Source organism: Salinicola aestuarinus, assembly GCF_003206645.1.
Taxonomy (GTDB): domain Bacteria; phylum Pseudomonadota; class Gammaproteobacteria; order Pseudomonadales; family Halomonadaceae; genus Salinicola; species Salinicola aestuarinus.
Window position 1 is genome coordinate 121,466 of record NZ_PZJP01000006.1, and the last position, 23,394, is coordinate 144,859.

The 23,394-nt window shown below is 63.4% G+C and carries 20 protein-coding genes; 13 read left to right on the forward strand and 7 right to left on the reverse strand.

The window, feature by feature from the left end:
- Positions 1–74: 74 nt before the first annotated feature.
- A complete protein-coding gene (locus DOM41_RS10285) occupies positions 75–1,052 on the reverse strand; it encodes a dipeptidase (protein ID WP_110686778.1) in 978 nt (325 codons plus the stop codon).
- Positions 1,053–1,340: 288 nt separating this feature from the next.
- On the opposite strand from DOM41_RS10285, the gene DOM41_RS10290 reads away from it, so the two are divergent.
- The 3 genes from DOM41_RS10290 to DOM41_RS10300 are packed head-to-tail and all read left to right on the forward strand — an operon-like array spanning position 1,341 to position 2,976.
- Entirely contained in the window at positions 1,341–1,901 is a 561-nt protein-coding gene (locus DOM41_RS10290; RefSeq protein WP_110686779.1) for a helix-turn-helix domain-containing protein, read from the forward strand.
- Positions 1,898–2,638 carry an AzlC family ABC transporter permease gene (locus tag DOM41_RS10295; RefSeq protein WP_110686780.1) on the forward strand — a complete coding sequence of 247 codons (741 nt, stop codon included), beginning with the start codon at positions 1,898–1,900 and terminating at the stop codon, positions 2,636–2,638. Before DOM41_RS10290 ends, DOM41_RS10295 begins: the two co-directional genes overlap by 4 nt.
- Positions 2,635–2,976 (forward strand): AzlD domain-containing protein, encoded by a 342-nt coding sequence (locus DOM41_RS10300; protein ID WP_110686781.1) that lies wholly within the window; start codon positions 2,635–2,637, stop codon positions 2,974–2,976. Before DOM41_RS10295 ends, DOM41_RS10300 begins: the two co-directional genes overlap by 4 nt.
- A gap of 72 nt (positions 2,977–3,048) precedes the next feature.
- On the opposite strand, the gene DOM41_RS10305 is transcribed toward DOM41_RS10300, so the two are convergent.
- The 4 genes from DOM41_RS10305 to DOM41_RS10320 form a co-directional block, all read right to left on the reverse strand.
- Positions 3,049–3,702: an OmpA/MotB family protein gene (locus DOM41_RS10305; RefSeq protein WP_110686782.1), complete on the reverse strand. Its 654-nt coding sequence runs from the start codon at positions 3,700–3,702 to the stop codon at positions 3,049–3,051.
- Between the two features lie 4 nt (positions 3,703–3,706).
- Entirely contained in the window at positions 3,707–4,549 is an 843-nt protein-coding gene (locus tag DOM41_RS10310) for a motility protein A (protein WP_110686783.1), read from the reverse strand.
- A gap of 472 nt (positions 4,550–5,021) precedes the next feature.
- The gene (gene gbdR / locus DOM41_RS10315) at positions 5,022–6,143 is read right to left on the reverse strand and encodes a choline metabolism transcriptional regulator GbdR (protein WP_110686784.1); all 1,122 of its coding nucleotides are present in this window, start codon (positions 6,141–6,143) and stop codon (positions 5,022–5,024) included.
- A gap of 301 nt (positions 6,144–6,444) precedes the next feature.
- Positions 6,445–7,689, reverse strand: coding sequence for a DUF2254 domain-containing protein (locus DOM41_RS10320; RefSeq protein ID WP_110686785.1), 1,245 nt, complete (start codon positions 7,687–7,689; stop codon positions 6,445–6,447).
- 177 nt (positions 7,690–7,866) lie between these two features.
- On the opposite strand from DOM41_RS10320, the gene DOM41_RS10325 reads away from it, so the two are divergent.
- The 3 genes from DOM41_RS10325 to DOM41_RS10335 all read left to right on the forward strand — a co-directional run bounded on the left by DOM41_RS10325 (position 7,867) and on the right by DOM41_RS10335 (position 12,596).
- The gene (locus tag DOM41_RS10325) at positions 7,867–8,874 is read left to right on the forward strand and encodes a DNA topoisomerase IB (protein ID WP_110686786.1); all 1,008 of its coding nucleotides are present in this window, start codon (positions 7,867–7,869) and stop codon (positions 8,872–8,874) included.
- Between the two features lie 205 nt (positions 8,875–9,079).
- Positions 9,080–10,147, forward strand: a complete 1,068-nt coding sequence (locus DOM41_RS10330; protein WP_110686787.1) for a lactonase family protein — start codon at positions 9,080–9,082, stop codon at positions 10,145–10,147.
- 211 nt (positions 10,148–10,358) lie between these two features.
- Positions 10,359–12,596, forward strand: coding sequence for an NADP-dependent isocitrate dehydrogenase (locus DOM41_RS10335; protein ID WP_110686788.1), 2,238 nt, complete (start codon positions 10,359–10,361; stop codon positions 12,594–12,596).
- A 147-nt stretch (positions 12,597–12,743) separates the two neighbouring features.
- Here DOM41_RS10335 and DOM41_RS10340 read toward each other — a convergent pair whose 3' ends face one another.
- A complete protein-coding gene (locus tag DOM41_RS10340; RefSeq protein WP_110686789.1) occupies positions 12,744–14,216 on the reverse strand; it encodes a carbon starvation CstA family protein in 1,473 nt (490 codons plus the stop codon).
- A gap of 236 nt (positions 14,217–14,452) precedes the next feature.
- On the opposite strand from DOM41_RS10340, the gene DOM41_RS10345 reads away from it, so the two are divergent.
- A complete protein-coding gene (locus tag DOM41_RS10345; RefSeq protein WP_110686790.1) occupies positions 14,453–14,722 on the forward strand; it encodes a DksA/TraR family C4-type zinc finger protein in 270 nt (89 codons plus the stop codon).
- A gap of 485 nt (positions 14,723–15,207) precedes the next feature.
- On the opposite strand, the gene DOM41_RS10350 is transcribed toward DOM41_RS10345, so the two are convergent.
- Positions 15,208–15,858, reverse strand: coding sequence for an NAD(P)H-binding protein (locus DOM41_RS10350; RefSeq protein ID WP_110686791.1), 651 nt, complete (start codon positions 15,856–15,858; stop codon positions 15,208–15,210).
- A 778-nt stretch (positions 15,859–16,636) separates the two neighbouring features.
- Here DOM41_RS10350 and DOM41_RS10355 point away from each other — a divergent pair.
- The 6 genes from DOM41_RS10355 to DOM41_RS10380 all read left to right on the forward strand — a co-directional run bounded on the left by DOM41_RS10355 (position 16,637) and on the right by DOM41_RS10380 (position 23,366).
- Positions 16,637–17,365 (forward strand): SDR family oxidoreductase, encoded by a 729-nt coding sequence (locus DOM41_RS10355; protein WP_110686792.1) that lies wholly within the window; start codon positions 16,637–16,639, stop codon positions 17,363–17,365.
- Positions 17,366–17,552: 187 nt separating this feature from the next.
- Positions 17,553–18,491 (forward strand): ABC transporter substrate-binding protein, encoded by a 939-nt coding sequence (locus tag DOM41_RS10360; RefSeq protein ID WP_110686793.1) that lies wholly within the window; start codon positions 17,553–17,555, stop codon positions 18,489–18,491.
- 80 nt (positions 18,492–18,571) lie between these two features.
- Complete coding sequence (locus tag DOM41_RS10365) at positions 18,572–20,074, forward strand: sugar ABC transporter ATP-binding protein (protein ID WP_110686794.1); 1,503 nt, start codon at positions 18,572–18,574, stop codon at positions 20,072–20,074.
- Positions 20,071–21,051 carry an ABC transporter permease gene (locus DOM41_RS10370; RefSeq protein WP_110686795.1) on the forward strand — a complete coding sequence of 327 codons (981 nt, stop codon included), beginning with the start codon at positions 20,071–20,073 and terminating at the stop codon, positions 21,049–21,051. Before DOM41_RS10365 ends, DOM41_RS10370 begins: the two co-directional genes overlap by 4 nt.
- 38 nt (positions 21,052–21,089) lie before the next feature.
- The gene (locus tag DOM41_RS10375; protein WP_110686796.1) at positions 21,090–22,625 is read left to right on the forward strand and encodes an FGGY-family carbohydrate kinase; all 1,536 of its coding nucleotides are present in this window, start codon (positions 21,090–21,092) and stop codon (positions 22,623–22,625) included.
- Between the two features lie 6 nt (positions 22,626–22,631).
- On the forward strand, positions 22,632–23,366 hold the full coding sequence (locus tag DOM41_RS10380; protein WP_223160974.1) for an SDR family oxidoreductase: 735 nt from the start codon (positions 22,632–22,634) through the stop codon (positions 23,364–23,366).
- Positions 23,367–23,394: the final 28 nt, after the last annotated feature.

Genomic DNA, 23,394 nt, shown 5'->3' on the forward strand with positions numbered 1-23,394 from the left:
GTGAACGAGTTGGTTCATGAGCATGGCGACCCAATTCGCAACACCGCGCCCGCGAGCGTAATAGGCTCGGTGGCTTACTCGCCCCAGACGTCGCGCAGCGTCCGCATCCAGTTCTCTCCCATGATCTTGCGCACCACCGGCTCGGCGAGGCCGTGATCCAGCAGTGCCTGGGTCAGGTTGGGAAACTCACCGATGGTCCGGATGCCCTTCGGATTGATGATCTCGCCAAAGCGAGTCAGACGACGCGCGTAGCCTTTGTCGTGGGTGAGCCACTCGAAGAAGGCCTCGTCATGGCCCTGGGTGAAATCCGTGCCGATGCCGATGGCATCCTCGCCGACGATGTTCATGATGTAGACGATCGCTTCGACGTAGTCTTCGATGGTGGCGTTGACGCCCGCCTTGAGGAACGGCGTGAACATGGTGACGCCGACGAAACCGCCGTGATCGGCGATGAACTTGAGCTCTTCGTCCGACTTGTTGCGCGGATGTTCCTTCAGACCGGACGGCAGGCAATGGGAGTAGCAGACCGGCTTCTGGGACTCGAGGATGACCTCTTCGGAGGTCTTGGCGCCGACGTGGGAGAGGTCGCACATCATGCCGACCCGGTTCATCTCGGCGATCACTTCACGACCGTAGCCGGAGAGGCCGCCATCGCGCTCGTAGCAGCCGGTACCCACCAGATTCTGCGTGTTGTAACAGAGCTGGGTAATGCCCACGCCGAGCTTCTTGAAGATCTCGATGTAGCCCAGCTTGTCTTCGAAGGCGTAGGCGTTCTGGAATCCCAGAATGATGCCGGTCTTGCCCTCTTCCTTGGCGCGGGTGATGTCGCGGGTGGTATGCACGGGACGCACCAGCTCGGCATTGTCGTGCATCAGCTTGTTGACGCTGACGATGTTGTCGACGGTCGCCTCGAAGTCCTCCCACACGGAGACCGTGCAGTTGGCGGCGGTGAGACCGCCCTTTCGCATGTCCTCGAACAGGGCGCGATCCCACTTGGCGATGATCAGACCGTCGATGACGATGGCGTCGTCGTGTACGGATGTCGTCGACATGCAAACTTCTCCTCGATGGCGCGCCCTTGGGCTGGCGTCGTGTTGTGAATCGGAGGGCCTGCGCCGCCGGCGTGTCTGAAAGCGACTGGCGTGACCGTTTCGGCAGCATATCCCTCCCTCCGTGGCGTACACGGATCGAAAACGAAGCCGACTGTTCTTTTTGCGCCAGCGAAAATGGCGTCATTGCGACACGCAAGACACGCCGGGTCGCCAATTGACCCGGCACGTCAAGCGCGCTAAAACGTTCCATATATCGAACAGTCGCGAGAGACCCCAGTGGAGAAATGCGTGAATGGCCGCGCCTACTCGGCGCTCGGCGCACACCTCAAGACGCTGCGAGAAGCCCGCGGGCTGACACTGTCGCGGCTGGCCGCCGATGCAGGGCTGGCGAAGTCGAGCCTGTCGCGACTCGAACGCGGTGACGCCAATCCGACGCTGGATACGCTGTGGCGGCTGGCCCGTGAGCTCGACGTCACGTTCAGCGCCCTGACTGCCCCCATCGCGAAAACGACATCCGTCGACGCTCCCTTGCCCGCCGCGACCGACGATGTCGCACTCACGCTGGTCGAACGCGGCATGGGAGCACCGGCAGTGGACGTCTATCTCATGCACCTGATGCCGGGCGCGGTACGCGATGCCGAGCCACATACCCCGGGCACGGAAGAGAGCGTCCAGCTGATCGCCGGCAGCGTCAGCGTCGGTTCGCAGAAGACCTCAGGCACGCTGGCCCCGGGCGAGCGTCTGACCTTCGATGCCGGGCAGGCTCACCGCTATGTCGCGTATGACGACGGCGCCACCCTGCTGGTCACGATCGTCTACCCGCACCGCCACGAGGAAGGTGACTCATGACGTCATCAGGGTCGGATTCGGCGGCGCCCCATCGTCATCGTCACTCGGGCGTGCTGCGCGGCGTCCGCGAGGCGATACCGCTACTCGGTGGCTACCTTCCCGTCTCGATCTCCTTCGGGCTGATTGCCATCCAGTCGGGTTTCACGACCTGGGAGGCGGTCGCCATTTCCGCGTTTATCTATGCCGGCGCCTCGCAGTTTCTCTTCGTGGGCATGATCACCGCCGGCGCGCCGCTATGGCTGGTGGTGGCCATGACGCTGCTGATCAACGTCCGCCACGTGGTCTACGGGCCCAACCTCGCGGGACTGCTGCCACGCAGCCGCCACTGGCCCTGGCTGATGCATGGGCTGACCGATCAAGTGTTTGCCCTGGCGCTGACCCGACTGCCGCAGCTTGAAGCGCGCACGCGCTTCAGCTGGTTCATCGGCGCCACGCTGCTGGCCTGGGCCGCCTGGATACTCGGCACGGCAATCGGCGCGACCGCGGGCGAGGCAGTGACCCGCCGCTGGCCACTGCTGGGTGAGATCATGCCGTTTGCCCTGCCTGCGCTGTTTTTCGCCATGGTGGTACCGCGCTTCACCGATCGACGCTGGGCCTTTGCCCTCTCCTGCACCATGGCTGTCGCGCTGCTGTTGACCCTGGGTGGCTTGAGCAACGTTGCCATTCCGCTCGCTGCCGCCTGCGGCGCACTGTGCTTTTACAGCGTCAAGTTGACGTATCGGAGGGGGGGCTCATGAGTGCCACGCTGTGGGTTGCCGTCCTCGCCTGCGCCTTCGGCACGCTGCTGATGCGTGTAGTGCCTTTTCTCTGGATGCAGCGCCGTCTGAATAGCGAGTCGGGACTCAATGACCTGCCACAGTGGCTGGGCATTCTCGGGCCGTTGATGATCGCCGCGGTACTGGGCGTCTCGCTGATGCCGGTGCATCCCAGCCCCGCCTCCTGGCTTGCCACGCTGCTGGGGCTGGTGGCCACGCTGCTGGTCTGGCGCCGTACGCGCTCGCTCGGCTTGCCGGTGGCCGCGGGGGTCGCGACCTTCGGCGCGGTGGTGGTCGGGGGACAGTGGCTGTTCGGCTAGCGGCTGCTGGAGTGGACAGCCCCGGCCGCGAGCCCTCGGCGCTTGCGCGTGACCACCGGCAACACGGGACGCTCACTCGCCCCGCTGCCGATGCAGCAGAATATCGACGCGCCGGTTGGCAGCCCGCCCCGCTGCCGTGGCGTTGTCCGCCGTGGGCCGGGTGTCGCCGTAACCGATCGCGCGTAGCCGCGAGGTATCGATGCCCTGAGCGCCGAGGTAGCGCACCACCGCGATCGCCCGCGCCGCCGACAGATCCCAGTTGGAAGGAAACCGGCGCGTGGCGATCGGTACGCTGTCTGTGTGTCCCTCGACCGAGATTTCACCGTCGAAGTGCTGGATATCCTCGGCGAGACCGGCGATCACGCGGCGCCCACCACCGGTCAGGGTGGCCTGCCCGCTCGGGAACAGCAGATCGTCGTCGATACGCAGGGTAACCCCCTGCTCACCCGTCATCACACGGACGCCCGCCACGTCGAGCCCCGCCAGTCGCGGCTCGAGCCCCTCATTGAGCGGCTTGAGTCCGGCATCTCGTGGGGTCACCACGGTAGCCTCGGTGCTGCTGGCGGCCTGTGTGTCGGTCGTCTCGCCCCGTGGGATGAGCGACAGCAGCAGCACGAACAGGGTCAGCAGCAGCGTGAGCACGTCGAGATAGCTGGTCAGCCAGCCTTCGTCTTCTGCCGCGGCAGCAGGGGGCGTCAATAGGTGCTGCATCTCTCGCTGGCGCATGGCGTTACTCCTCGCTGGCCGAAGACGCAGACGCAGACGAAGCCGAAGTGCCGGCGGCAGGCCGCGGCTTGACGTTGCGATCGCGAATCTCGTCGCGATAGCTGGCGATGAAGGAGTTCAGCGTCTCTTCGATGAACGACGGCAGCCGACGCTTGCTCATCAGGGAGATCCCTTCCATCACCATGTTCATGGTGATCAGGCGCTCCTCGGTGCGCCGCTCGAGCTTCACCGCGATCGGCTTGAAGACCAGGTTGGCCAGCAGAATGCCGTAGAAGGTGGTCAGCAGCGCGACCGCCATTCGCGGCCCGATGATGTTCAGACTGCCCGCGTCGATGACCTCGAGCATGTTCACCAGCCCCACCAGCGTGCCGATCATGCCGAACGCCGGGGCGTACGTCGCCATGGTGCGGAAGATCTGTGCGTCCGCCTGTTCGCGCGCCTTGAGCCGCGTGATGCGCCACTGCAGCACATCGAAGATTTCGTCTTCCTTGGTATTGGCGATGAGCAGCTGAACGCCCGAGCGAAGAAACGGATTGCGCACGTATTCGAGTTCGTTCTCCACCGCCCTGACATCGCCCTTAGTCCAGAGCCGAGAGAGTGCCACCAGCTCGTCGATATCGTCGCGGACGTAAGTGTTCTCGCGCTGAAACACCACGCCGACCAGCCTTACCACCCGCACTACCTCCTTGAGTGGATAACTGATGAAGGTCGCCGCCAGCGTGCCGGTGACGACGAGAGCGAGCCCCGGCAGGTTGACGAAACTGTCCGGCGATTCGGCAGTGAAGAAGAGAACGCACACCAGAAGCAGCACGCTGGCGAAGATACCTATCAGCGTCGAGGGGTTCATCGACGGCTCCTTGCGAAAGAGTGAGTGGCGCGAGCGTGAGGCAGCCCCTGGCTGGGGAGGCGGCCAGCCTCCCGGCGGCAGATCGGGTCGCTCGCGGCCGGAGATGCCTGTGCCCCGTCGCGGTGCGCGACAGACGCTTTGTACGTACCTCCGGCCTACGCGAAACAACGGCCGACAGGTCGAAAAGTTGAGCGTGCTAACTATTATTAGGCGCGACTGATCAGCCCCCTGCCAGGATTCATGGGGGCTGAAGCCGGATCGCGGTGGTTTGTCGCAGTGGGCAACGTGGGGGACGCCGATCGCCTAACGGAGGCAATATCGACCGATAGTGAGGAAGCATCTGACGAATTGCTGTAAAGCGATCGAGAATGCGCGACGCGAGTCGGCACTCACGATACGAAGCCGCCCGCCGCCCGATCGCTCAACGAGAAGCGAGCGATCGAACGACGGGCGACGATACGGCAGTGACCAGCTAGTTCAGTGCGACACTCGCGTAGGTGGGTTCACCATGGGCGTGGTCCAGCGCGACACTGGCGCTACTGATATCCAGCAGCGAGTCCGGACGAAGCCCGGGGTCTACGAGTGGCGCCAGGCGCTGGAAGCGAATCGATTCACTCCGATCTTCGCGCGGCGGCGTCCCGAAGGTCTCGCGATAGCACTTGGAGAAGTGCGGCGTGGAGACGAACCCGCAAGCCGAGGCGATCTCGATAATCGGTAGCGAGGTCTGCTTGAGCAGCTGGCGCGCGCGGGTGAGACGCAGCTTGAGGTAGTAGCGCGACGGCGAGCCGTGGAGATGGCGCTGAAAGAGTCGCTCGAGCTGGCGCCGGGAGACGCCGACGTAGCTTGCCAGCGCATCGAGTTCGATCGGCTCTTCGATGTTGGCTTCCATCAGCGCCACGATTTCGAGCAGCTTGGGCTGAGTGGTGCCGAGCATGTGCCTTAACGGCACGCGCTGCTGATCCTCCTCACCGCGAACGCGCTCGCAGATAAACATCTCCGAGATGGCGGCCGATAGCTCTCGGCCATGATCCCGGCTGATCAGGTTGAGCATCATGTCGAGCGGCGCCGTACCGCCCGATGCCGTGAAGCGGTCACGATCGATGGAAAAGAGACGGGTACTCCAGGCCGCGCGCGGGTAGGCTTCCTGCATCGCGGCAAGGCACTCCCAGTGAATGCTCGCTTCGTAGCCGTCGAGCAGGCCGGCTTGCGCAAGCGCCCAGCTACCCGTGCACACGGAGCCGATACGCCGTACACGGCGGGACCGGCTCTGCAGCCAGGTGACCAGCGACGGTGTCGCCGAGCGCAACGGGGCGACGCCACCACAGACGACCAGCCAGTCGAGCTGAAGTGCCGAGTGCGCACTGGCATCCGGGGTGATCTGCATGCCGTCGCTGGCACGCACGGGCGACCCGTCGAGCGTCAGCACGAACCACCGATAGAGTTCGCGGCCGGCGAGCTGATTGGCCATGCGTAGCGGCTCGATGGTCGACGCCAGCGAAATCAGCGTGAAGTCATCAAGCAGCAGAAAGCCGAGAGTCTGCGGGGCAGCGGCGTCGCCGTGGTGAACGACGCTCGAGGCGGGCGGGTATGCCATGTCTAGTTCCTCCAAGGATAGGTCAGTGGTCATTGTTATTAGTTATTGTCTTGCGTTTCCCTGGTCCCGATTCGCCTTGTCAGCGACCCTTTATGCGGCCTGCCCTGGCATTCACCGGGAGCCGTCGTCGTGCGCCATTCGACGGCCCGTTCCGATCGGTATCGGCTCAATTTCGACTCTAATCTTGGCGATCTTCCTACGCATGCGTTTTTATCTCATTGCGACATTCGTATCGGTATTGAGCAATTGAGCGTCGCTTTTGGAACAGTATAGGCTTCAAAGGCATAGGTTTATGACACTTTCAGGCGTCTAGCCACTGTCGAACCCGTTGCCTGTCCGCCTCCAGCACCAGCCCGTGATCGAAACGCTCGACCACCTCGTGCATGTAGTGACGGGCGAGACGTCGCCCGTTGTCGTCGCCCACGGCGGCAAGCGATATCAACGCCTTCTGTAGACGGATGCCGATCTCGACGGTAGCGGCGCCGTCGCGTCCCACCGGCGTAAAGAAGTCATCGAAGATATCCTCGGAGCGCAGCGGGTCGACATAAACGTGGGCAGCGGGTTGCTCGACCTCATCGATACCGTCGGCCGCGTGGCGCAGCCAAGGGGTCAGCACGCGGACGCTGCAGCCAATGACGTCGATCGCCGTACCGGGGTCGTTGATCCCTGGCGATAGTGCCTTCGAGGCGACCTCGGCCAGCACGATGATGCCGAAGCGCGGATCCTGCTCATAGCGCCGCGACGGGCCAACCGTGAACGCCGCGGCGATCGTCCTTGCGCGCTCCTCGTCATGGGGAGCGCTCAGGGCCAGAACGGTCTGCTCGTCGACATACTTACCCGGCAGCACACGCACGAAGATCGCCTTGTCACTATCGCTTGCCAGGGTGTCGAGACGTTTCATGTCGATGTGCTGGACGTAGCCGATCTTGCCCCCTCGAACCGGCTGAAGCCCCGGCGCCAGGGACGGCGGTGTCGCCTGTCCCCCGAGATAGGGGTTGTCGATCCGATTCTGGAAGGCATCGCTGGCTGCCTTCTCCACCTTGCCAATGGTGTCCCTCACCCGCCCCAGCCGGGTGAGATACCCCGCCCACTTGATCAGTTGGTAGACCACCAGCACGATGACGATCAGCGTGGCCCCGAACAGCAGCGTGCGACCGTCCGCGTCATAGATGCCCGCCGCCAACGCCACGATCCCGACCAGACTGAAGAGAAAAGCCCCGATGAAAGTTGCCAGCGTGTTCTGGGTGACGCGATCCTCGATCAGCAACAGCGTTGCCCGCGGGCTCACGTTGCTGGTCGCCGAGCCGTAGGCGGTCACCATGGCGCTGAGCGAAAAGGTCGTCACCGCCAGCATGCTCGAGCCGATGATATTGAGAATGTCGTCGACGGCAGTTGAGCCGACTTTCAAGATCGAAGGCACATCCAGCCACGGCGTGGCGAGCCAGGCCACCAGTGCCGTCACTACCCCGCCCAGCGAGTAGATCGTGGCGCGATACCATAGCGACCGGCGCAGCCGGTGCCATATCCACTGAAGTCTTCCAATCATCGTTTTCTTCCTTGAAACCCTCATTTCGAGTCTATCCGAAACGGCGATTCTCGCTCGGTTATTGCGCCTCACCTCGACAACTCGGCATGGGCGGCGACCTCGCCACTCATTGGGCGCGGGTGGACTATGCTGAGGCGGTTTCCCACCGCTTTCGGGCCAAGGCAAAAGGAGTTTGCCATGACCAAGAATGCTCCCCGCGTGACGCGCAAGCGCTGCGGCAAGGGCTTTACCTATCGCGACGCCGACGGCAAGACGCTCAAGGACAAGGCGTGGCGGGACTGGATTGCCTCACTGGCGATTCCGCCGGCCTGGCGAGATGTCGAGATCGTGCTCGACGAGCGCCACCACATTCACGCCACCGGCCGCGATTCGGCCGGGCGCAAGCAGTACGTCTACAACGCCAAGTGGCGCGAGAAGCGCGAGGCGCTCAAGTTCGACCGCATCGTCGAATTCGCCGGGCGGCTCACACCGATGCGTCGCATCACCGGCCAGCACATGACGCTAGACGGCCTGCCTCGGGAGAAGGTGCTCGCCTGTATGGTGCGGCTCATCGACAGCGCCTACTTTCGCCCCGGCAGCGAGCGCTATCGTCAGGAGAACGAGTCCTACGGGCTGACGACCATGCGCTCCAAGCACCTCACCATCGACGGCGACGAGCTGATCTTCGACTACCAGGGCAAGAGCGGCCAGCACCAGCATCGTGTGGTAGAGGACGAAAAGCTCGCCGAGGTCGTCGGTGAACTCGACGAGGTGCCGGGGTACGAAATCTTCAAGTACTTCGACGACGACGGCAACAAGGTCCGCGTCGATAGTCACGACCTCAATGACTACATTCATGAAGTGATGGGCGAGCGCTTCAGCGCCAAGGACTTTCGGACCTGGGCCGGCACGTCGCTGGCAGCACTGGCACTCGAGGAGCTGGGGGTCGGCGACGACGAGACGGTCAGCGAAAAGAACGTGCGCCAGGCGGTCGAACACGTGGCGCGGAAACTCGGCAACACGCCGAGCATTGCCAGGGCGAGCTATATCGATCCCCGCGTGGTGGAGAGCTATCTCGACGGCCGCACCCTCGAGCACTTTCGCAAGCTGGTCGAGAGCGAGATCGACAACGACGAGGATCTGACCAGCCCCGACGAGCGTGCCATTCTCGGGCTGCTGCTGGCCAAACTCGACAAGCGACGCTGACGCGATGCTCGACAATCGCCAGGATGGCCCCGCGGGTGACCCCAGTTAATCGACGCCACCCCTATCGTGGTGCTACAACGAGCCGTCTTCGCCCAGCCCCGCACCGGCCGGCTTGCGATCGTGGGGCGTCCTGATCCCGGACGGGCGAGCGCCCGGTCCCCGAGATTCAACGCACCCCGTCCTCATCAACAAGGAGAGCCTTACCATGTCTACCGCGCCCGAGCGCGACACGCTCGTCTACATTGCCAACGCCAGTGACGGCACCATCGGCCGCTACCGTCTCGATCGCCAGACGGAAACGCTAGAGTCGCTGGGCACTACCGACGCCGGCAAGAACGTGATGCCTCTGGCGGTCAGCCCCGACCAGCGTTATCTCTACGCCGCGGTTCGCAGTGAGCCACTCCGCGTGCTGAGCTATCGAATCGACGCCGACAGCGGCGACCTCGCGCCCATCGGCAGCGGCTCGCTCTCGGGCAGCATGGCCTATATCGCCGTCGATCGCAGCGGTCGCTATCTGCTCGCGGCCTCCTACGGTGACAGCTGCGTCAGTGTCAGCCCCATCGACGAGCACGGGGTGGCGGGCGACGCCATTCAGACCGAAAAGACCGGTGCCAACGCCCACGCCATTCAAGCCTCTCCGGACAATCGCCACGTCATCGCCACCAGTCTGGGCGAAGACCATCTGAGCCAGTTTCACTTCGATGGCACGCTGACCGCCAACACGCCGGCGCGAGTCGACACCGACGCGCAGCAGGGCCCGCGACACTTCGTCTTTTCCCCGTGCGGGCGCTTCGTTTACGTCCTCGGCGAATTCACCGCGGACGTGACCACCTTCGCTTTTGACGCCGAGAGCGGCGAACTCACCCGCCTCAGCGTCTGCCACGGGTTACCGGAGAACGCTGGCCTCGAGCGCGGCATGCGCCAGCAGGAGATTCCCGAAGGGGACGAGACCCGCCGCGTGTGGGCTGCGGACCTTCATCTGACGCCGGACGGCCGCTACCTCTACCTTTCCGAGCGAACCAGCAGCACGCTGAGCCGACTCCATGTCGACCCCAACACCGGTGAGGCGCGCTTCGTCGCCAGCCAGCCGACGGTCGAGCGCCCGCGGGGCTTCGAGATCGACCCTCTGGGTGGCTATCTGATCGCGGTCGGCGAGCTGAGCGACCGGGCCGCGCTCTACCGCATCGATTCCGCCGACGGCGCGCTCGAGCACGTCAGCGACGCCCCGGTCGGCAATCAGGCCAACTGGGTCGAGATCGTCACCTTCGACTGAGCGCCGCTCCGGCGCCACGGACAGCGGCCGGCGCGTGAATGCGCCGGTCATCCGCCGCTGATATACTCGGGCTCGCCAAGTTGTCGACAACCCGATCCGGCGGCTTCATCGCGAGTCGAAAGCGTCAGCGTACGGTAGACGCATCGCCACCGCCGATTCGACGAACTCGCCAAGTTTCGCCACCGCTGAGACAAGAGAGGTTATTCCCGCCATGCCCAATACGCCGAAGATCATCTACACGCTGACCGACGAGGCGCCCGCCCTCGCCACCTTCTCGCTGCTGCCGATCGTCGAAGCGTTCACCGGGACCGCCGGCATCACCGTCGAAACCCGCGACATCTCTCTCGCCGGGCGCGTCCTGGCACAGTTTCCGGATCTTCTGAGCGAAGAGCAGCGCGTCAGCGACGACCTCGCCGAGCTGGGCGAACTCGCCAAGACCCCGGAAGCCAACATCATCAAACTGCCCAACATCAGCGCCTCCGGCCCGCAGCTGAAGGCGACGATCAAGGAGCTGCAGGGTCAGGGCTATCCGCTGCCCGACTATCCCGACTCGCCGCAGAACGACGATGAAAAAGCGATCAAGGCAGCCTACGACAAGGCCAAGGGCAGCGCGGTCAACCCGGTGCTGCGAGAAGGCAACTCCGATCGCCGCGCACCGAAGTCGGTCAAGAACTACGTGCAGAAATACCCGCACCGCATGGGTGAGTGGAGCAGCGACTCGCGCTCCCATGTGGCGCACATGGAAGACGGCGATTTCTACGGCAGCGAGCAGTCCGCCGTAATCGGCAAGGCCGGCAAGCTGAAAATCGCGCTCAAGCAGAAAGACGGCACCGAGGTCGTGCTCAAGGAGAACTTGAGCGTGCTGGAAGGCGAAGTCGTCGACGCTTCCTGCATGAGCAGCCGCCGTCTGCGCAACTTCATCGACAGCGAAATCAAGGATGCCAAGAAAGACGGCGTGCTTTTCTCGCTGCACCTGAAGGCGACCATGATGAAGGTCTCCGACCCGATCATGTTCGGCATCGTGGTCGAAGAGTTCTACAAAGACGTGCTCGAGACCCATAGCGAAGCGCTGGCGCTCGCCGGCTTCAATCCCAACAGCGGCATCGGCGATCTCTACAGCTCGATCGAGAAGCTGCCGAGCGAACAGCAGGAAGCGATCAAGACGGACATCGACGCGCTCTACAAGGAGCGCCCGCCAATGGCGATGGTCGATTCCCACAAGGGCATCACCAACCTGCACGTGCCGAGTGACGTGATCATCGACGCCTCGATGCCGGCGATGATCCGTGACTCCGGCAAGATGTGGGGTGCCGACGACGCCCTGCACGATACCAAGGCGGTCATCCCGGATCGCTGCTACGCGACGATCTATCAGACCGTGATCGAGGACTGCAAGAAGAACGGCGCCTTCGATCCGACCACCATGGGCAGCGTGCCCAACGTCGGTCTGATGGCGCAGAAAGCCGAAGAGTATGGCTCTCACGACAAGACCTTCCATATTCCGGCGGATGGCACCGTCGTCGTCACCGATGAGAACGGCCAGACACTGTTCAGTCACGACGTCGAGACCGGCGACATCTGGCGCATGTGCCAGACCAAGGACGCGCCGATCAAGGACTGGGTCAAGCTGGCGGTCAACCGCGCCCGCGAAAGCCAGACACCGGCGATCTTCTGGCTCGACGCCGAGCGTGCCCATGACGCCCGCCTGATCGAGAAGGTCGAGACCTACCTCAAGGATCATGACACCAGCGGCCTGGACATTCGCATCCTGGCGCCGGACGAGGCGATGACCTTCTCGCTGGAGCGGATTCGCCGCGGCGAAGACACCATCTCCGTCACCGGCAACGTGCTGCGCGACTACCTGACCGACCTCTTTCCGATCATGGAACTGGGGACCAGCGCCAAGATGCTTTCGATCGTCCCGCTGATGAACGGCGGCGGCCTGTTCGAAACCGGCGCCGGCGGCTCCGCGCCCAAGCACGTCCAGCAGCTGGTCGAGGAGAACCACCTGCGCTGGGATTCGCTGGGCGAGTTCCTGGCGTTGGCAGCCTCGCTCGAGCACCTGGGCAGCACCTTCGACAACGCCCGCGCCAAGGTACTGGCGGCGACGCTGGACCGTGCCAACGGCGAGTTCCTGGACGCCGACAAGTCGCCCAAGCGCAAGACCGGCGACCTCGACAACCGCGGCAGCCACTTCTATCTGGCACTCTACTGGGCGCGCGAACTCGCCGCGCAGACCGAGGACCAGGAGCTGAAGTCGCTGTTCGAGGAGATCGCCAAGACCCTCGGCGAGAACGAGGAGAAGATCGTCGACGAGCTCAACTCGGCGCAGGGCAAGCCGGTCGACATCCAGGGTTACTATCACCCGAATCGTGAACTGACCAGTCAGGCGATGCGCCCAAGCCAGACGCTCAACGCGGCGCTGGACAAGCTCTACAAGGCCTCCTGATCCGCGGCCGGCCGGCCCGCCATGACGGGCCGGTCGGTTGAGATGACGTCCTGACGCCGCTGCCGACACACGCTGTTGGTGACCGGCAAAACAGAAACGGGCCCGCACCAATGGTGCGGGCCCGTTTGCGTTGGGCGACCAGTCGGTTCAGCTCGCGGCGAGCGTTTCCACCGGCCGGCCGTTGCGGAACTCGGGCACTTCCGGCTCGTCGACAGCGAAAATTCCGCCGCTGAGACGCCGCACCCGTTTCATGAACAGCGCGATGCAGATCAGCGTACCGATGGCGGCAGCCACGTAGCTCATCTGCAGCGAGAGACCGAAACCGATGGGCGCGTAGGCCAGATAGGTAAAGGTCGCCATGGTCATGAACACCGCCGGGATCGAGGTGATCAGATGCGGCTTGCGTGCCAGCACCAGATACATCGTCGCCACCCACAGTGCAATCACCGCCGTGGTCTGGTTGGCCCAGGAGAAGTAGCGCCACAGCAGCGTGAAATCCATGTGGGTCAGTGCGTAGGAGACCACGAACAGCGGGGCCGCGATCATGAGACGGCGCACGATCGGCCGCTGATCGATCTTCAGGTAGTCGGCGATGATCATGCGCGCGCTGCGAAACGCCGTGTCGCCGGAGGTGATCGGCAGCACGATGACCCCGAGGATCGCCAGGGTTCCGCCAATCGCACCGAGCATATGCGTGGAGACTTCGCTGACGACGGCCGCCGGGCCGCCCGCGGCGAGCACGCTGGAGAGCGACTGCTCACCGTGGAAGAGGCTCATCGCCGCCGCGGCCCAGATCATCGCGATCACGCCTTCGGTAATCATCATGCCGTAGAAGATTCTGCGCCCACTGCCTTCGTTTTCCGTCGTCCGCGAGATGATCGGCGTCTGCGTCGCGTGAAAGCCCGAGAGCGCCCCGCAGGAGATGGTCAGGAACAGCAGCGGGAAAATTGGCGCGCCTTCCGGATGCATGTTCTGGAAAGAGAGCTCGGGAATCGGCGCGCCGGTAAAGAGCATGCCCAGCCCGATACCCAGCGCGCTGAACAGCAGTAGCGCCCCGAAGTAGGGGTAGATACGCCCGATGACCTTGTCGATCGGCAGCAGCGTCGCGATCAGGTAGTAGGCGAAGATCACCAGAGTCACCAGCGTGAGCGACAGCGGCGTCATGTTGGAGAGCAGCGTGGCCGGCGACGTGACGAACACCGTGCCCACCAGCAGCAGCAGCAGAATCGCGAAGCCATTGACCACGTGCTTCATGGCCTTGCCCAGGAACTTGCCCGCCAGCTGCGGCAGATGGGCACCGTGGTTGCGAATCGAGATCATCCCGGTGAGATAGTCGTGAACCGCACCGGCGAAGATACAGCCGATGACGATCCAGACAAACGCTACCGGTCCGTAGAGCGCGCCCAGAATCGGGCCGAAGATCGGGCCGACGCCGGCAATGTTGAGAAGCTGGATGAGCGAATTGCGCGTCGGCTTCATCGGCACGTAGTCGATGTCGTCGCGCATGGTGAAGGCTGGCGTCTGTCGCTTGCGGTCGGCGACGAACACCCTCTCCACGAACTTGCCATACGTGAAATATCCCGCTATTAGCAGCAGGATCGATGCGATGAATGTGATCATGTCAGGCCCCTGAGGAGAGATGACGCCTTGTGAGCGTCTGCCGGGAACGTCATTAGGCCGTTAACGGCCTCAGACCGGTCGTGGACAAATTTACGGAAATGCCTCAGCGGCAACAGTTAGACTTTAGTGGCGTTTCGGCGCTGTTTGGCCCCTCGCGGCCCGGGTTCAATCCCTTTGGCTTGCGCCCAACGTGCAGTGACCCCATATCTGAAGCATCGCCACCAGGGAGACGGATCATGGCCAGCGGCTGGGCAAAAGATGGCGCGGTACAGGATCAGATCGACAGCACCGTGGAAGATGGCATCCGCGAAGCCCGCGAACGCCTCTACCACCACGGACCGAGCCTGGAGGCGTGCGAGGAGTGCGAGGCGCCGATCCCCGAGGCGCGACGAGAAGCCGTTCCCGGTGTGAGGCTTTGCATCGAGTGTCAGGCGGCGGCGGATAAGCGCCAGACACATGCCAGCGGCTACAATCGCCGCGCGAGCAAGGACAGCCAGCTGCGCTGAACGGCTGACATGCCTGCCTACCCACCGCTCAGGGCGACACCCTGGGCCCTCTGCCTGCCGTCTCCAGCCCGCGTGCGGACGCGGCGCCGGGACGCCCGTCGAACGAATTAGAGACATTTAACCTTGCTTAATCCAGGTTAAAAAACGCCAAAGTCGATTAACCTGCACGCCACCTCGCCGATAACCCATAAGTCTTCGGTAAATCGAGATATGGGTCACTCGTCTGCGAGGATACTCTGCCGAAAGGCAAGATTTGGGTTGCTCCCTGCGACCGCCTGACTCGGCCTGGATGGTGGCGCTTGCGCTCTCAACCCGAACGAGTCTTTTTTTTTCCGGCACGCCTAGAGCATTCGCTGTAGCGTGCCATCCCGAGCGCCGCTCGCGGCGCATTGCGCGTGCGACGGTATCTCGTGGACCGTGCAAGGGCTGCCGACTCAAAGGACGCCCCAGCACTTGGCTCAGGTCGTCTAGCACGTTGACCCGATTCAACGCGCGATTCGGCTCACCGCCTCTTCGACGGCGACCTCCCCATCCGTGAGCTCCATGATTTCTCGGCAGATCGCCGGACGCTGGAGCAGCGACGCCAGAACCCGGGCGACGCTGTCGCGCGCAACGGCGCCGTAGGGTAGCGCCGACCCCAGCGCGATACGCCCCTCCCCTGCCGTGTCGAGAAGCTTGCCGGGCCGCAGGATGACCCAGTCGAGGTCGGAACTGGCGACGGCGACGTCCGCACGCTTTTTCTCCGTCATGTAATGTTCGAAGCCCGCTTTGGGCTCACCACCGCGGCCCGCCTCAGGAAAAGCCGAGACCAGATAGAGCCGAGCAACGCCCACCGCGCGCGCAGCGGCCACTGCCTTGATGGGCCCCTCGCCATCGATCGCCGTCGTCCGCTCGGCGCCGCTCCCCGCCGCGCCGGCCGAGAAGATGATCGCGTCGCAGCCGCTGGCTGCCTCGGCGAGTTCCGCCACCGACATCTCGATGAGGTCGCCGAGCACCGCCTGCCCCCCGGCCTTCTCGATCGCCTCCGCTTGCGACTTCCTGCGATGCAGCCCCACGACATCGTGCCCCTTGGCCGTCAGCATCGGTAGAAGTCGAGAGCCAATACCACCGGTGGCACCGATGAGTAGCGTTTTCATTGATTGACCTCCCTGTCTCGTCGACGCGCCAAACCACGCCGCTCATTGAATGGTGTCAAAAGTCGAGATTCTCGCCCCCTCGAATCGTCAGCGAAAACCAGTCTAGCCGTCTCTCGTTTCGCAAGCACGAGTGCCCTCAGCGCACCCGGCAGCGGCGCGTCGTTCATACCGACGCGGTGATTATCGAGTTGGTCCCGTGGGCGGCGGCGTTTGTCGCCGATCGACCGACGCCCGCCGAGGAGAATCCAGTGATTCATGTCGGCTCTCTTGATCGTCGACGAGGCTTTTCGGTGATCTCATCGGCTCATGTAAAAGGCTCTTTTCGTCAGACTTCACACAGTTAATGAGTGTAATTTCGGCTCCTGACATAAGTCCGTTTTTCTTCCCGATGCAATGCCATTCTCGCTTTCTGACACAAGCGCATTTCTGGCGCCTGACATGAGCAAATTGTCGACTCCTGACATCGGTTAACGTTCAGTGCCTGCCATGATCGATAAATCGATATCGCGTCGCGAATGTCGATCACGACGTTTGCGGTCGGATACCTGGCGAGGGAGATTGCCCGGTATCTTTGGGCGATTCGAACGTCGAGATCAAACGAAAGTCTGACACCACTCCGTCTCCCTCAGACATTGGTCTATACGCCATTGAGCCGCCTACGGGAAGCGACTAGGATCGCAAAATGTTGACGTTAACATTTCTGATGCGATCCCTGTCGCAGTCGGCTCGGACAATACCCTGAGCGATGTGACACCCAGCGTTCACAGGAGACGATGCAATGAGCAACGACTTGTCAGGCAAGGTAGCAGCGGTCACGGGTGCGGCATCCGGCATTGGACTGGCCACCGTCAAGGCGCTGATCGACGCAGGCGCCCGGGTGGTACTGGTCGATCGAGACGAAGCGGCGCTGGGCTCGATCTGCAAGGAGCTGGGTGACGCTGCCATTCCCCTGGTGCTCGATCTGCTCGACCCCAAGGCCTGCGCCACCCTGCTGGACCAGGTACTCGACAAGGCCGGACAGCTCGACATCTTCCACGCCAACGCCGGCAGCTACATCGGCGGTGACCTGCTCGACGCCGACCCGGACGCCATCGACCGCATGGTGAGCCTCAACGTCAGCGTGGTCATGAAGAATGTCCATAACGTGCTGCCGCACATGATTGAGCGCGGCACCGGCGACATCGTGGTTACGAGTTCGGTTGCCGGCCATTTCCCGGTGCCCTGGGAGCCGGTCTACGCCTCATCCAAGTGGGCCATGACCAGCTTTGTTCAGACCGTGCGCCGTCAGGTCTTCAAACATGGCATCCGGGTCGCCTCGGTCTCGCCGGGACCGGTCAACAGCGCCCTGTTAGCCGACTGGCCGGAAGAGAACCTACGCAAGGCAAAGGAGTCCGGCAGCATCATCGAACCGACCGATGTCTCGGATTCCATCATGTTCATCCTGACACGCCCGCGTAACGTGACCATACGTGACATGGTCGTTCTCCCCAGCAATTTCGATATGTAATTGATATTGAAAGCCAGCGCCCTGGGTAATGAGTAAAACGAATCGAGACATTAGTCTTGCTCCGGTTGAACTCTGGCAACCTGGCTTTTAATTTCCGCTAGATGTTGACGTCAACATCAAGATTTATTGCTAACGAAGCTCATGTTTTCAACGCGGCAAAATAGAAAGAATAATCCTGGAGCCAGCCATGAATACTCACGAGATCGCAGCACGTTTTCGCAAGACCGCTCTCATCACTGCCTGCACGGCCACCCTGGCCTCCGGTGGCGCCGTCGCCGACGAGGACGGACTCAAGATCGGCATGTCCTTTCAGGAACTCAACAATCAGTACTTCGTCACCATGCAGGAAGCGCTCGAGAGTGCCGCCCAAAGCCTGGGTGCCGAAGTCATCACCACCGATGCCCGCCACGATGTCGCCAAGCAGGTCAGCGATGTGGAGGACATGATCCAGCGCGGCATCGACATTCTGCTGCTCAACCCGGCGGATTCGGTCGGCGTCGAGACGGCGGTTCTGGCCGCGCGCGAAGCTGGCGTCACGACGATTGCCATCGATGCGCAGGCCAGCGGCCCCATCGATGGCTTCGTGGGCTCCAAGAACTACGACGCCGGGTTCAAAGCCTGTGACTACCTCGCCGAGCAGCTCGGCGGTGAGGGGCAGGTCGCCCTGCTCGACGGTATCCCGGTGGTGCCGATTCTGGAGCGCATCGAAGGCTGCAACGACGCGCTGGCGGAGTATCCCGACATCGAAGTCGTCGACAAGCAGAACGGTCGCCAGGAGCGCACGCATGCCATGACGGTGACCGAGAACGTCATCCAGGCGCATCCCGATCTCGACGGCCTCTTCAGCGTCAATGACATCGGCTCACTGGGCGCGCTGATCGCCATCAACTCCAGCGGCAAGGATATCAAGCTGGTCAGTGTCGACGGTCACCCGGAAGCCGTGGCGGAGATCGCCAAGGACGGTTCACCGTTCATCGCCACCTCCGCCCAGTACCCCCGCGACATGGTCCGTCTCGGTCTCGGCCTGGGACTCGCCAAGCATTGGGGCGCCAGCACCGCGCCGGCGGAAATCCCCATCGACGTGGCGCTGATCAAACAAGACAACGCCGCAGACTTCAGCTGGTGATCGGATGGCATCGACGCTGACGCCCTGCCTACCGCCGACAACCTGTGCCGCCCATCGGGGCGGCACATGAGGGTGTGTCCATGACGCCACTATTGTCTCTGCAACACATTTCGAAGTCGTTTCCCGGGGTCAAGGCGCTGACGGACGTCTCCCTCGATGTTCACGCGGGTGAGGTGCATGCGCTGTTGGGTGAGAACGGTGCCGGCAAATCAACGTTGATGAAGATCCTCTGCGGCATCTACCAGCAGGACGAGGGCGACATCCTGATTGACGGCGAGGTGCGTCATTTTCACGGCTATCAGGACGCACTGGAGGCAGGGGTTGGCATCATCTTCCAGGAATTCAGCCTGATCCCCGATCTCGATGCCGTGGACAACATCTTTCTGGGCCGGGAAAAGCGCAACCGATTCGGGCTGCGCGACCGGTCCGCCATGGCCCGCGAGGCTCAGCATCTTCTCGAGCGCCTGAAGGTATCGATCCCGCTGAACTGCCCCATCGCTGAATTGAGCGTGGCCGACCAGCAGTTCATCGAGATCGCCAAGGCGCTCTCCCTCGACGCGCGTCTGCTCGTTCTCGACGAGCCAACCGCCACGCTGACCCCCAGCGAAGCTGATCACCTGTTCGCGATCATGCGAGAGCTTCGCGAACAGGCGGTGGGCATGGTGTTCATCTCCCACCACATGGAGGAGATCTTCACGATCTGCGATCGGGTGACCGTGATGCGCGACGGCGAAAAGGTCCACGACTGCGAGACCGCCGCGACCACGCCTGACGATCTTATCGAGAAGATGGTGGGTCGACGTGTCGACAACATCTTCCCCGACTACCGGTGCGACGCTGTCTGGGACGACGTGGTACTCGACATAGAATCCCTGCGCCTCGAGGCGGAGAGCCCCGAGCACTCGCTGAAGCTGCATCGCGGGGAGATTCTGGGGTTCGCCGGCCTGGTGGGCTCAGGCCGCACCGAGCTGGCAATGGGGTTGATCGGCGCCACCCGCCCGGCGCATGCCAGCGTCAAGATGGAGGGAAGACCGGTCCGGCTGCGCCACCCCGCCAGCGCGCTCAAACAGGGCATCGGGCTACTGCCGGAAAGTCGCAAGACCCAAGGCTTGATCCTCCCCTTCTCCTGTCGCGACAACATCTCCTTGAACAACCTGAGCCAGTTCCAGGGCACTCTGCCGCTGATAAGCCGCCGCCAGGAGTCCTTGGCTGCCGAGAAGCTGATGGCGTCGGTACGGGTCAAGGCCCCCGGTCCGGAGACCGCGGTCGGCGATCTCAGCGGCGGTAACCAGCAGAAGGTGGTCATCGCTCGCTGGCTGGGGCATCAGTGCAAGGTCCTGATCTTCGACGAACCCACGCGCGGCATCGATGTCGGCGCCAAATCGGAGATCTACGCCCTGATGAAGGAACTCACGGCCAAAGGCGTCTCCATCATCATGATCTCCTCGGAACTCCCTGAAGTGCTCGGCCTCTGCGATCGCGCGGCCGTCTTCTACCACGGCCAGATCGCTGCCGAACTGCAAGGCGACGATCTCAGCTCTCAATCCATCATGCACCATGCCACGGGGGGACTCAGCCTATGAGCCAGCTCGCCTCAAAGCCCGGCACTTCTCGTTCGTCGTTCAAGACGCGACTGGATGGCTGGCGCCGCACCCCAGTCTTCTATCCACTGATCGGCTTCATCGTCGTGTTCATTGCGATGGCATTGATCAACGAGAACTTCCTGACCGCCAGTAACCAGATCAATCTGGCGCGCCAGGCGTCGATCATTGCCATCATCGCCGCCGGCATGAGTCTGGCCATTCTCACTGGCGGTATCGATCTTTCGGTGGGCCCGGTCATGGCGCTATCGGGCACCCTGATGGCGGGTCTGATGGTGGCCGGCGTGCCGATGCCCGTGGCGATCCTGCTCGGTGTGCTGGTCGGGGCCGCCTTCGGTGCCTTCAACGGTGTCTTCGTTGCCTTCGCCGGCATGCCGCCCATCATCGTCACCCTCGCCACCATGGGGATCGCGCGTGGCCTCGGCCTGATCTACACCGGCGGCTACCCGATCTCCGGGCTGCCTGCGGATTTCGCCTTCTTCGGACGCGGAACACTGGCGGGCATCGAAATGCCCATCCTGATCATGATCGCCGTCTATGCCATTGGGTACGTGCTGCTTGGCCATACGGCGACCGGTCGCTACCTCTACGCGATCGGCGGTAACGAGGAGGCGACGCGGCTATCCGGCATTCGGGTCTCCCGCTACAAGCTGCTGGTCTACGCCCTGAGTGGCACCACCGCCGCCATTGCGGGGCTGATCCTGACCTCGCGGCTGATGAGCGGCCAACCCAATGCCGGGATCGGCTTCGAACTCGACGCCATCGCCGCCGTCGTCCTCGGAGGCGCCGCCATTACCGGCGGGCGCGGCATGATTCTCGGCACGCTGGTCGGCGCCATGCTGCTCGGGGTGCTCAACAACGGCCTTAACCTCATGGGGGTCTCGCCCTACCTGCAGAACGTCATCAAGGGTCTGATCATCCTGCTGGCGATCTACATCAGCCGTAAGCGCACGCCCTGACAAGGCCTTCCATTCGGCGCCGCAAGAAGGAGAAGCCCATGCAGACGGTCATCGGTATCGATATCGGCACCCAAAGCACCAAGGCCGTGGTGGTCGATGCCCGGGGTCAGATCCTGGCCGAAGCCAGTCACGGCTACCGGGTCGATACCCCTCGCCCGCTCTGGGCCGAGCAGTGGCCGGACGTCTGGTGGGAGGCGGTGTTGGCCTGTCTGAACGCCTGTCTTCGTTCGCCGGGCATCGATCCTTCTGATGTCCAGGGCATCGGCGTCAGCAGCCTCTACGGCGGCTCGGGCATCCCGGTCGATGCCCGGATCGAACCGCTGCACCCTTGCCTGATCTGGATGGATCGGCGTGCCGAAGCCCAGGTTCAGTGGGTGAAGTCGACCCTCGATCTCGCCCGGCTGGGAGAGATCACCGGCAACGGCGTCGACAGCTACTACGGCTTCACCAAGATGATGTGGCTGAAAGCGGAGCGACCCGACGTCTGGCAGCGGACCCGCTACCTGCTGCCGCCGAACAGTTACATCAACTATCGCCTGAGCGGCGAGATCGCCACCGACCACTGCTCGGCGGGCAATATCGGCGGCATCTACGACCTCAACGAGCGGACCTGGTCGACGGAGATGATCGATGCATTGGGCCTCGACCTCGACAAGCTGCCGGAGCGCCTGGTCGAGTCCGCCGCCACCGTTGGCGGCCTGCTGCCGGAGATAGCCGACGCCGTTGGGCTCTGCCCCGGCATTCCGGTGATCGCCGGTGGTGTCGATGCCGCGATGGCGACGCTGGCCGCCGGGGCCACCCGTCCCGGCAATCATGTCGCGATGATCGGCACCAGCATGTGCTGGGGCGTGATCAATCAGCGCATCGACGCCCGCCAGGGGCTCATCAGCATGCCGCACGTTCTGAACAGCCACCGCGATCTCTATACCTTCGGTGGCGCCCTCACCGCCGGCGCCTCGGTCAGCTGGTTCGTCGACACGTTCTGCCAGCGGGATGGTGATAGCGACGCCGGGAGCGTCTTCGAACAGCTCGAACCCCCCGCCAGCGCGCTCGCCCCGGGGGCCGAAGGCCTGCTCTTTCTGCCTTACCTGATGGGGGAGCGCAGTCCGGTATGGGACGCCCAGGCCAGCGCCAGCTTCATCGGGCTAAGCCTCTATCACCGCCGACACCACCTCTACCGCGCGGTGCTGGAGGGCGTCACCTTCGCCCTGCGCCATAACATGGAGGCAGGCACCGAGCGCGGCGTGCCGCTGGACGATCACCTGATCGTGGTGGGTGGCGCCGCGCAGTCGGATCTCTGGATGCAGATCATCGCGGATGTCACGCGCATGCCCGTCTACACCTACCGGGAAAACGTGGAAGCCGCCCTCGGCGCCGCGCTGCTGGCCGGGCAGGCGACGGGGCTTCTCGATCTCGACCCGTCGTTGCGACACGGCACACTGCTCGAGCGGGCGACGCCCTCCGAGGCCGCCGCCGCCCACTACGACACTCTCTTCGCGCTCTATTGCCAGCTCTACCCCACCCTCAAGCCGATCATGCACAGGCTGACGACTGCCGACACTTCCAGCGAGTGACTATTCATGATGAATTTCGCGCTTCAAAACCACCGCATCCTGGTCACGGGAGCCACCAGCGGCATCGGCCTCGATATCGCCCGCTCGCTCAGCGAACTGGGGGCCGAACTGGTCCTGTTCGGACGCAACGCGGACCAGCTCGCCGAACTCAAGCAGTCGCTGGGGGCGATGACTGTCGCGATCGACATTACCGATGAAGCGGCGGTCACCGACGCCTTCGCCGAGATGCCCCCCCTCGACGGGCTGGTGAACTGCGCCGGCATCTCCCTGCTCGATGGCGTCCTGGACGTGAAGGCCGACGATATCGACCGCATTCTCTCCACCAACGTCACCGCCAGTGCCGTGGTCACCCGGGAAGCCGCTCGCCAGATGATCGCCAACGGTCGTCAGGGCAGTATCGTCAATGTTTCGAGTCAGGCTTCCATGGCGGCACTACCCGGCCATCTCGGGTATTGCGCCTCGAAAGCGGCCATGGATGCCATGACCCGAGTACTCTGTCTCGAGCTCGGCGCCAGCGGGATCCGCGTCAACAGCGTCAATCCCACCGTGACCCTCACACCGATGGCAGAGCGTGCCTGGTCGGACCCCGTCAAGCGCGATCCCATGCTGGCCGCCATCCCCCTGGGGCGCTTTGCCCTGCCGCGGGAAGTCGCGCTGCCCGTTGCCTTTCTGCTGAGCGACGCAGCTTCGATGATCAGCGGCGCCTGCCTGCCGATCGACGGCGGCTTCACGGCGCACTAGCCGGCGCCCGGGATACAGCGGGAGAGAA

Bases quoted from the DNA above. Each gene is read 5' to 3' on its own strand.
- DOM41_RS10285 (WP_110686778.1), bottom strand. From the start codon at position 1,052: ATGTCGACGACATCCGTACACGACGACGCCATCGTCATCGACGGTCTG.
- DOM41_RS10295 (WP_110686780.1), top strand. From the start codon at position 1,898: ATGACGTCATCAGGGTCGGATTCGGCGGCGCCCCATCGTCATCGTCAC.
- DOM41_RS10300 (WP_110686781.1), top strand. From the start codon at position 2,635: ATGAGTGCCACGCTGTGGGTTGCCGTCCTCGCCTGCGCCTTCGGCACG.
- DOM41_RS10305 (WP_110686782.1), bottom strand. From the start codon at position 3,702: ATGCGCCAGCGAGAGATGCAGCACCTATTGACGCCCCCTGCTGCCGCG.
- DOM41_RS10310 (WP_110686783.1), bottom strand. From the start codon at position 4,549: ATGAACCCCTCGACGCTGATAGGTATCTTCGCCAGCGTGCTGCTTCTG.
- gbdR (WP_110686784.1), bottom strand. From the start codon at position 6,143: ATGGCATACCCGCCCGCCTCGAGCGTCGTTCACCACGGCGACGCCGCT.
- DOM41_RS10320 (WP_110686785.1), bottom strand. From the start codon at position 7,689: ATGATTGGAAGACTTCAGTGGATATGGCACCGGCTGCGCCGGTCGCTA.
- DOM41_RS10325 (WP_110686786.1), top strand. From the start codon at position 7,867: ATGACCAAGAATGCTCCCCGCGTGACGCGCAAGCGCTGCGGCAAGGGC.
- DOM41_RS10330 (WP_110686787.1), top strand. From the start codon at position 9,080: ATGTCTACCGCGCCCGAGCGCGACACGCTCGTCTACATTGCCAACGCC.
- DOM41_RS10335 (WP_110686788.1), top strand. From the start codon at position 10,359: ATGCCCAATACGCCGAAGATCATCTACACGCTGACCGACGAGGCGCCC.
- DOM41_RS10340 (WP_110686789.1), bottom strand. From the start codon at position 14,216: ATGATCACATTCATCGCATCGATCCTGCTGCTAATAGCGGGATATTTC.
- DOM41_RS10345 (WP_110686790.1), top strand. From the start codon at position 14,453: ATGGCCAGCGGCTGGGCAAAAGATGGCGCGGTACAGGATCAGATCGAC.
- DOM41_RS10350 (WP_110686791.1), bottom strand. From the start codon at position 15,858: ATGAAAACGCTACTCATCGGTGCCACCGGTGGTATTGGCTCTCGACTT.
- DOM41_RS10355 (WP_110686792.1), top strand. From the start codon at position 16,637: ATGAGCAACGACTTGTCAGGCAAGGTAGCAGCGGTCACGGGTGCGGCA.
- DOM41_RS10360 (WP_110686793.1), top strand. From the start codon at position 17,553: ATGAATACTCACGAGATCGCAGCACGTTTTCGCAAGACCGCTCTCATC.
- DOM41_RS10365 (WP_110686794.1), top strand. From the start codon at position 18,572: ATGACGCCACTATTGTCTCTGCAACACATTTCGAAGTCGTTTCCCGGG.
- DOM41_RS10370 (WP_110686795.1), top strand. From the start codon at position 20,071: ATGAGCCAGCTCGCCTCAAAGCCCGGCACTTCTCGTTCGTCGTTCAAG.
- DOM41_RS10375 (WP_110686796.1), top strand. From the start codon at position 21,090: ATGCAGACGGTCATCGGTATCGATATCGGCACCCAAAGCACCAAGGCC.
- DOM41_RS10380 (WP_223160974.1), top strand. From the start codon at position 22,632: ATGATGAATTTCGCGCTTCAAAACCACCGCATCCTGGTCACGGGAGCC.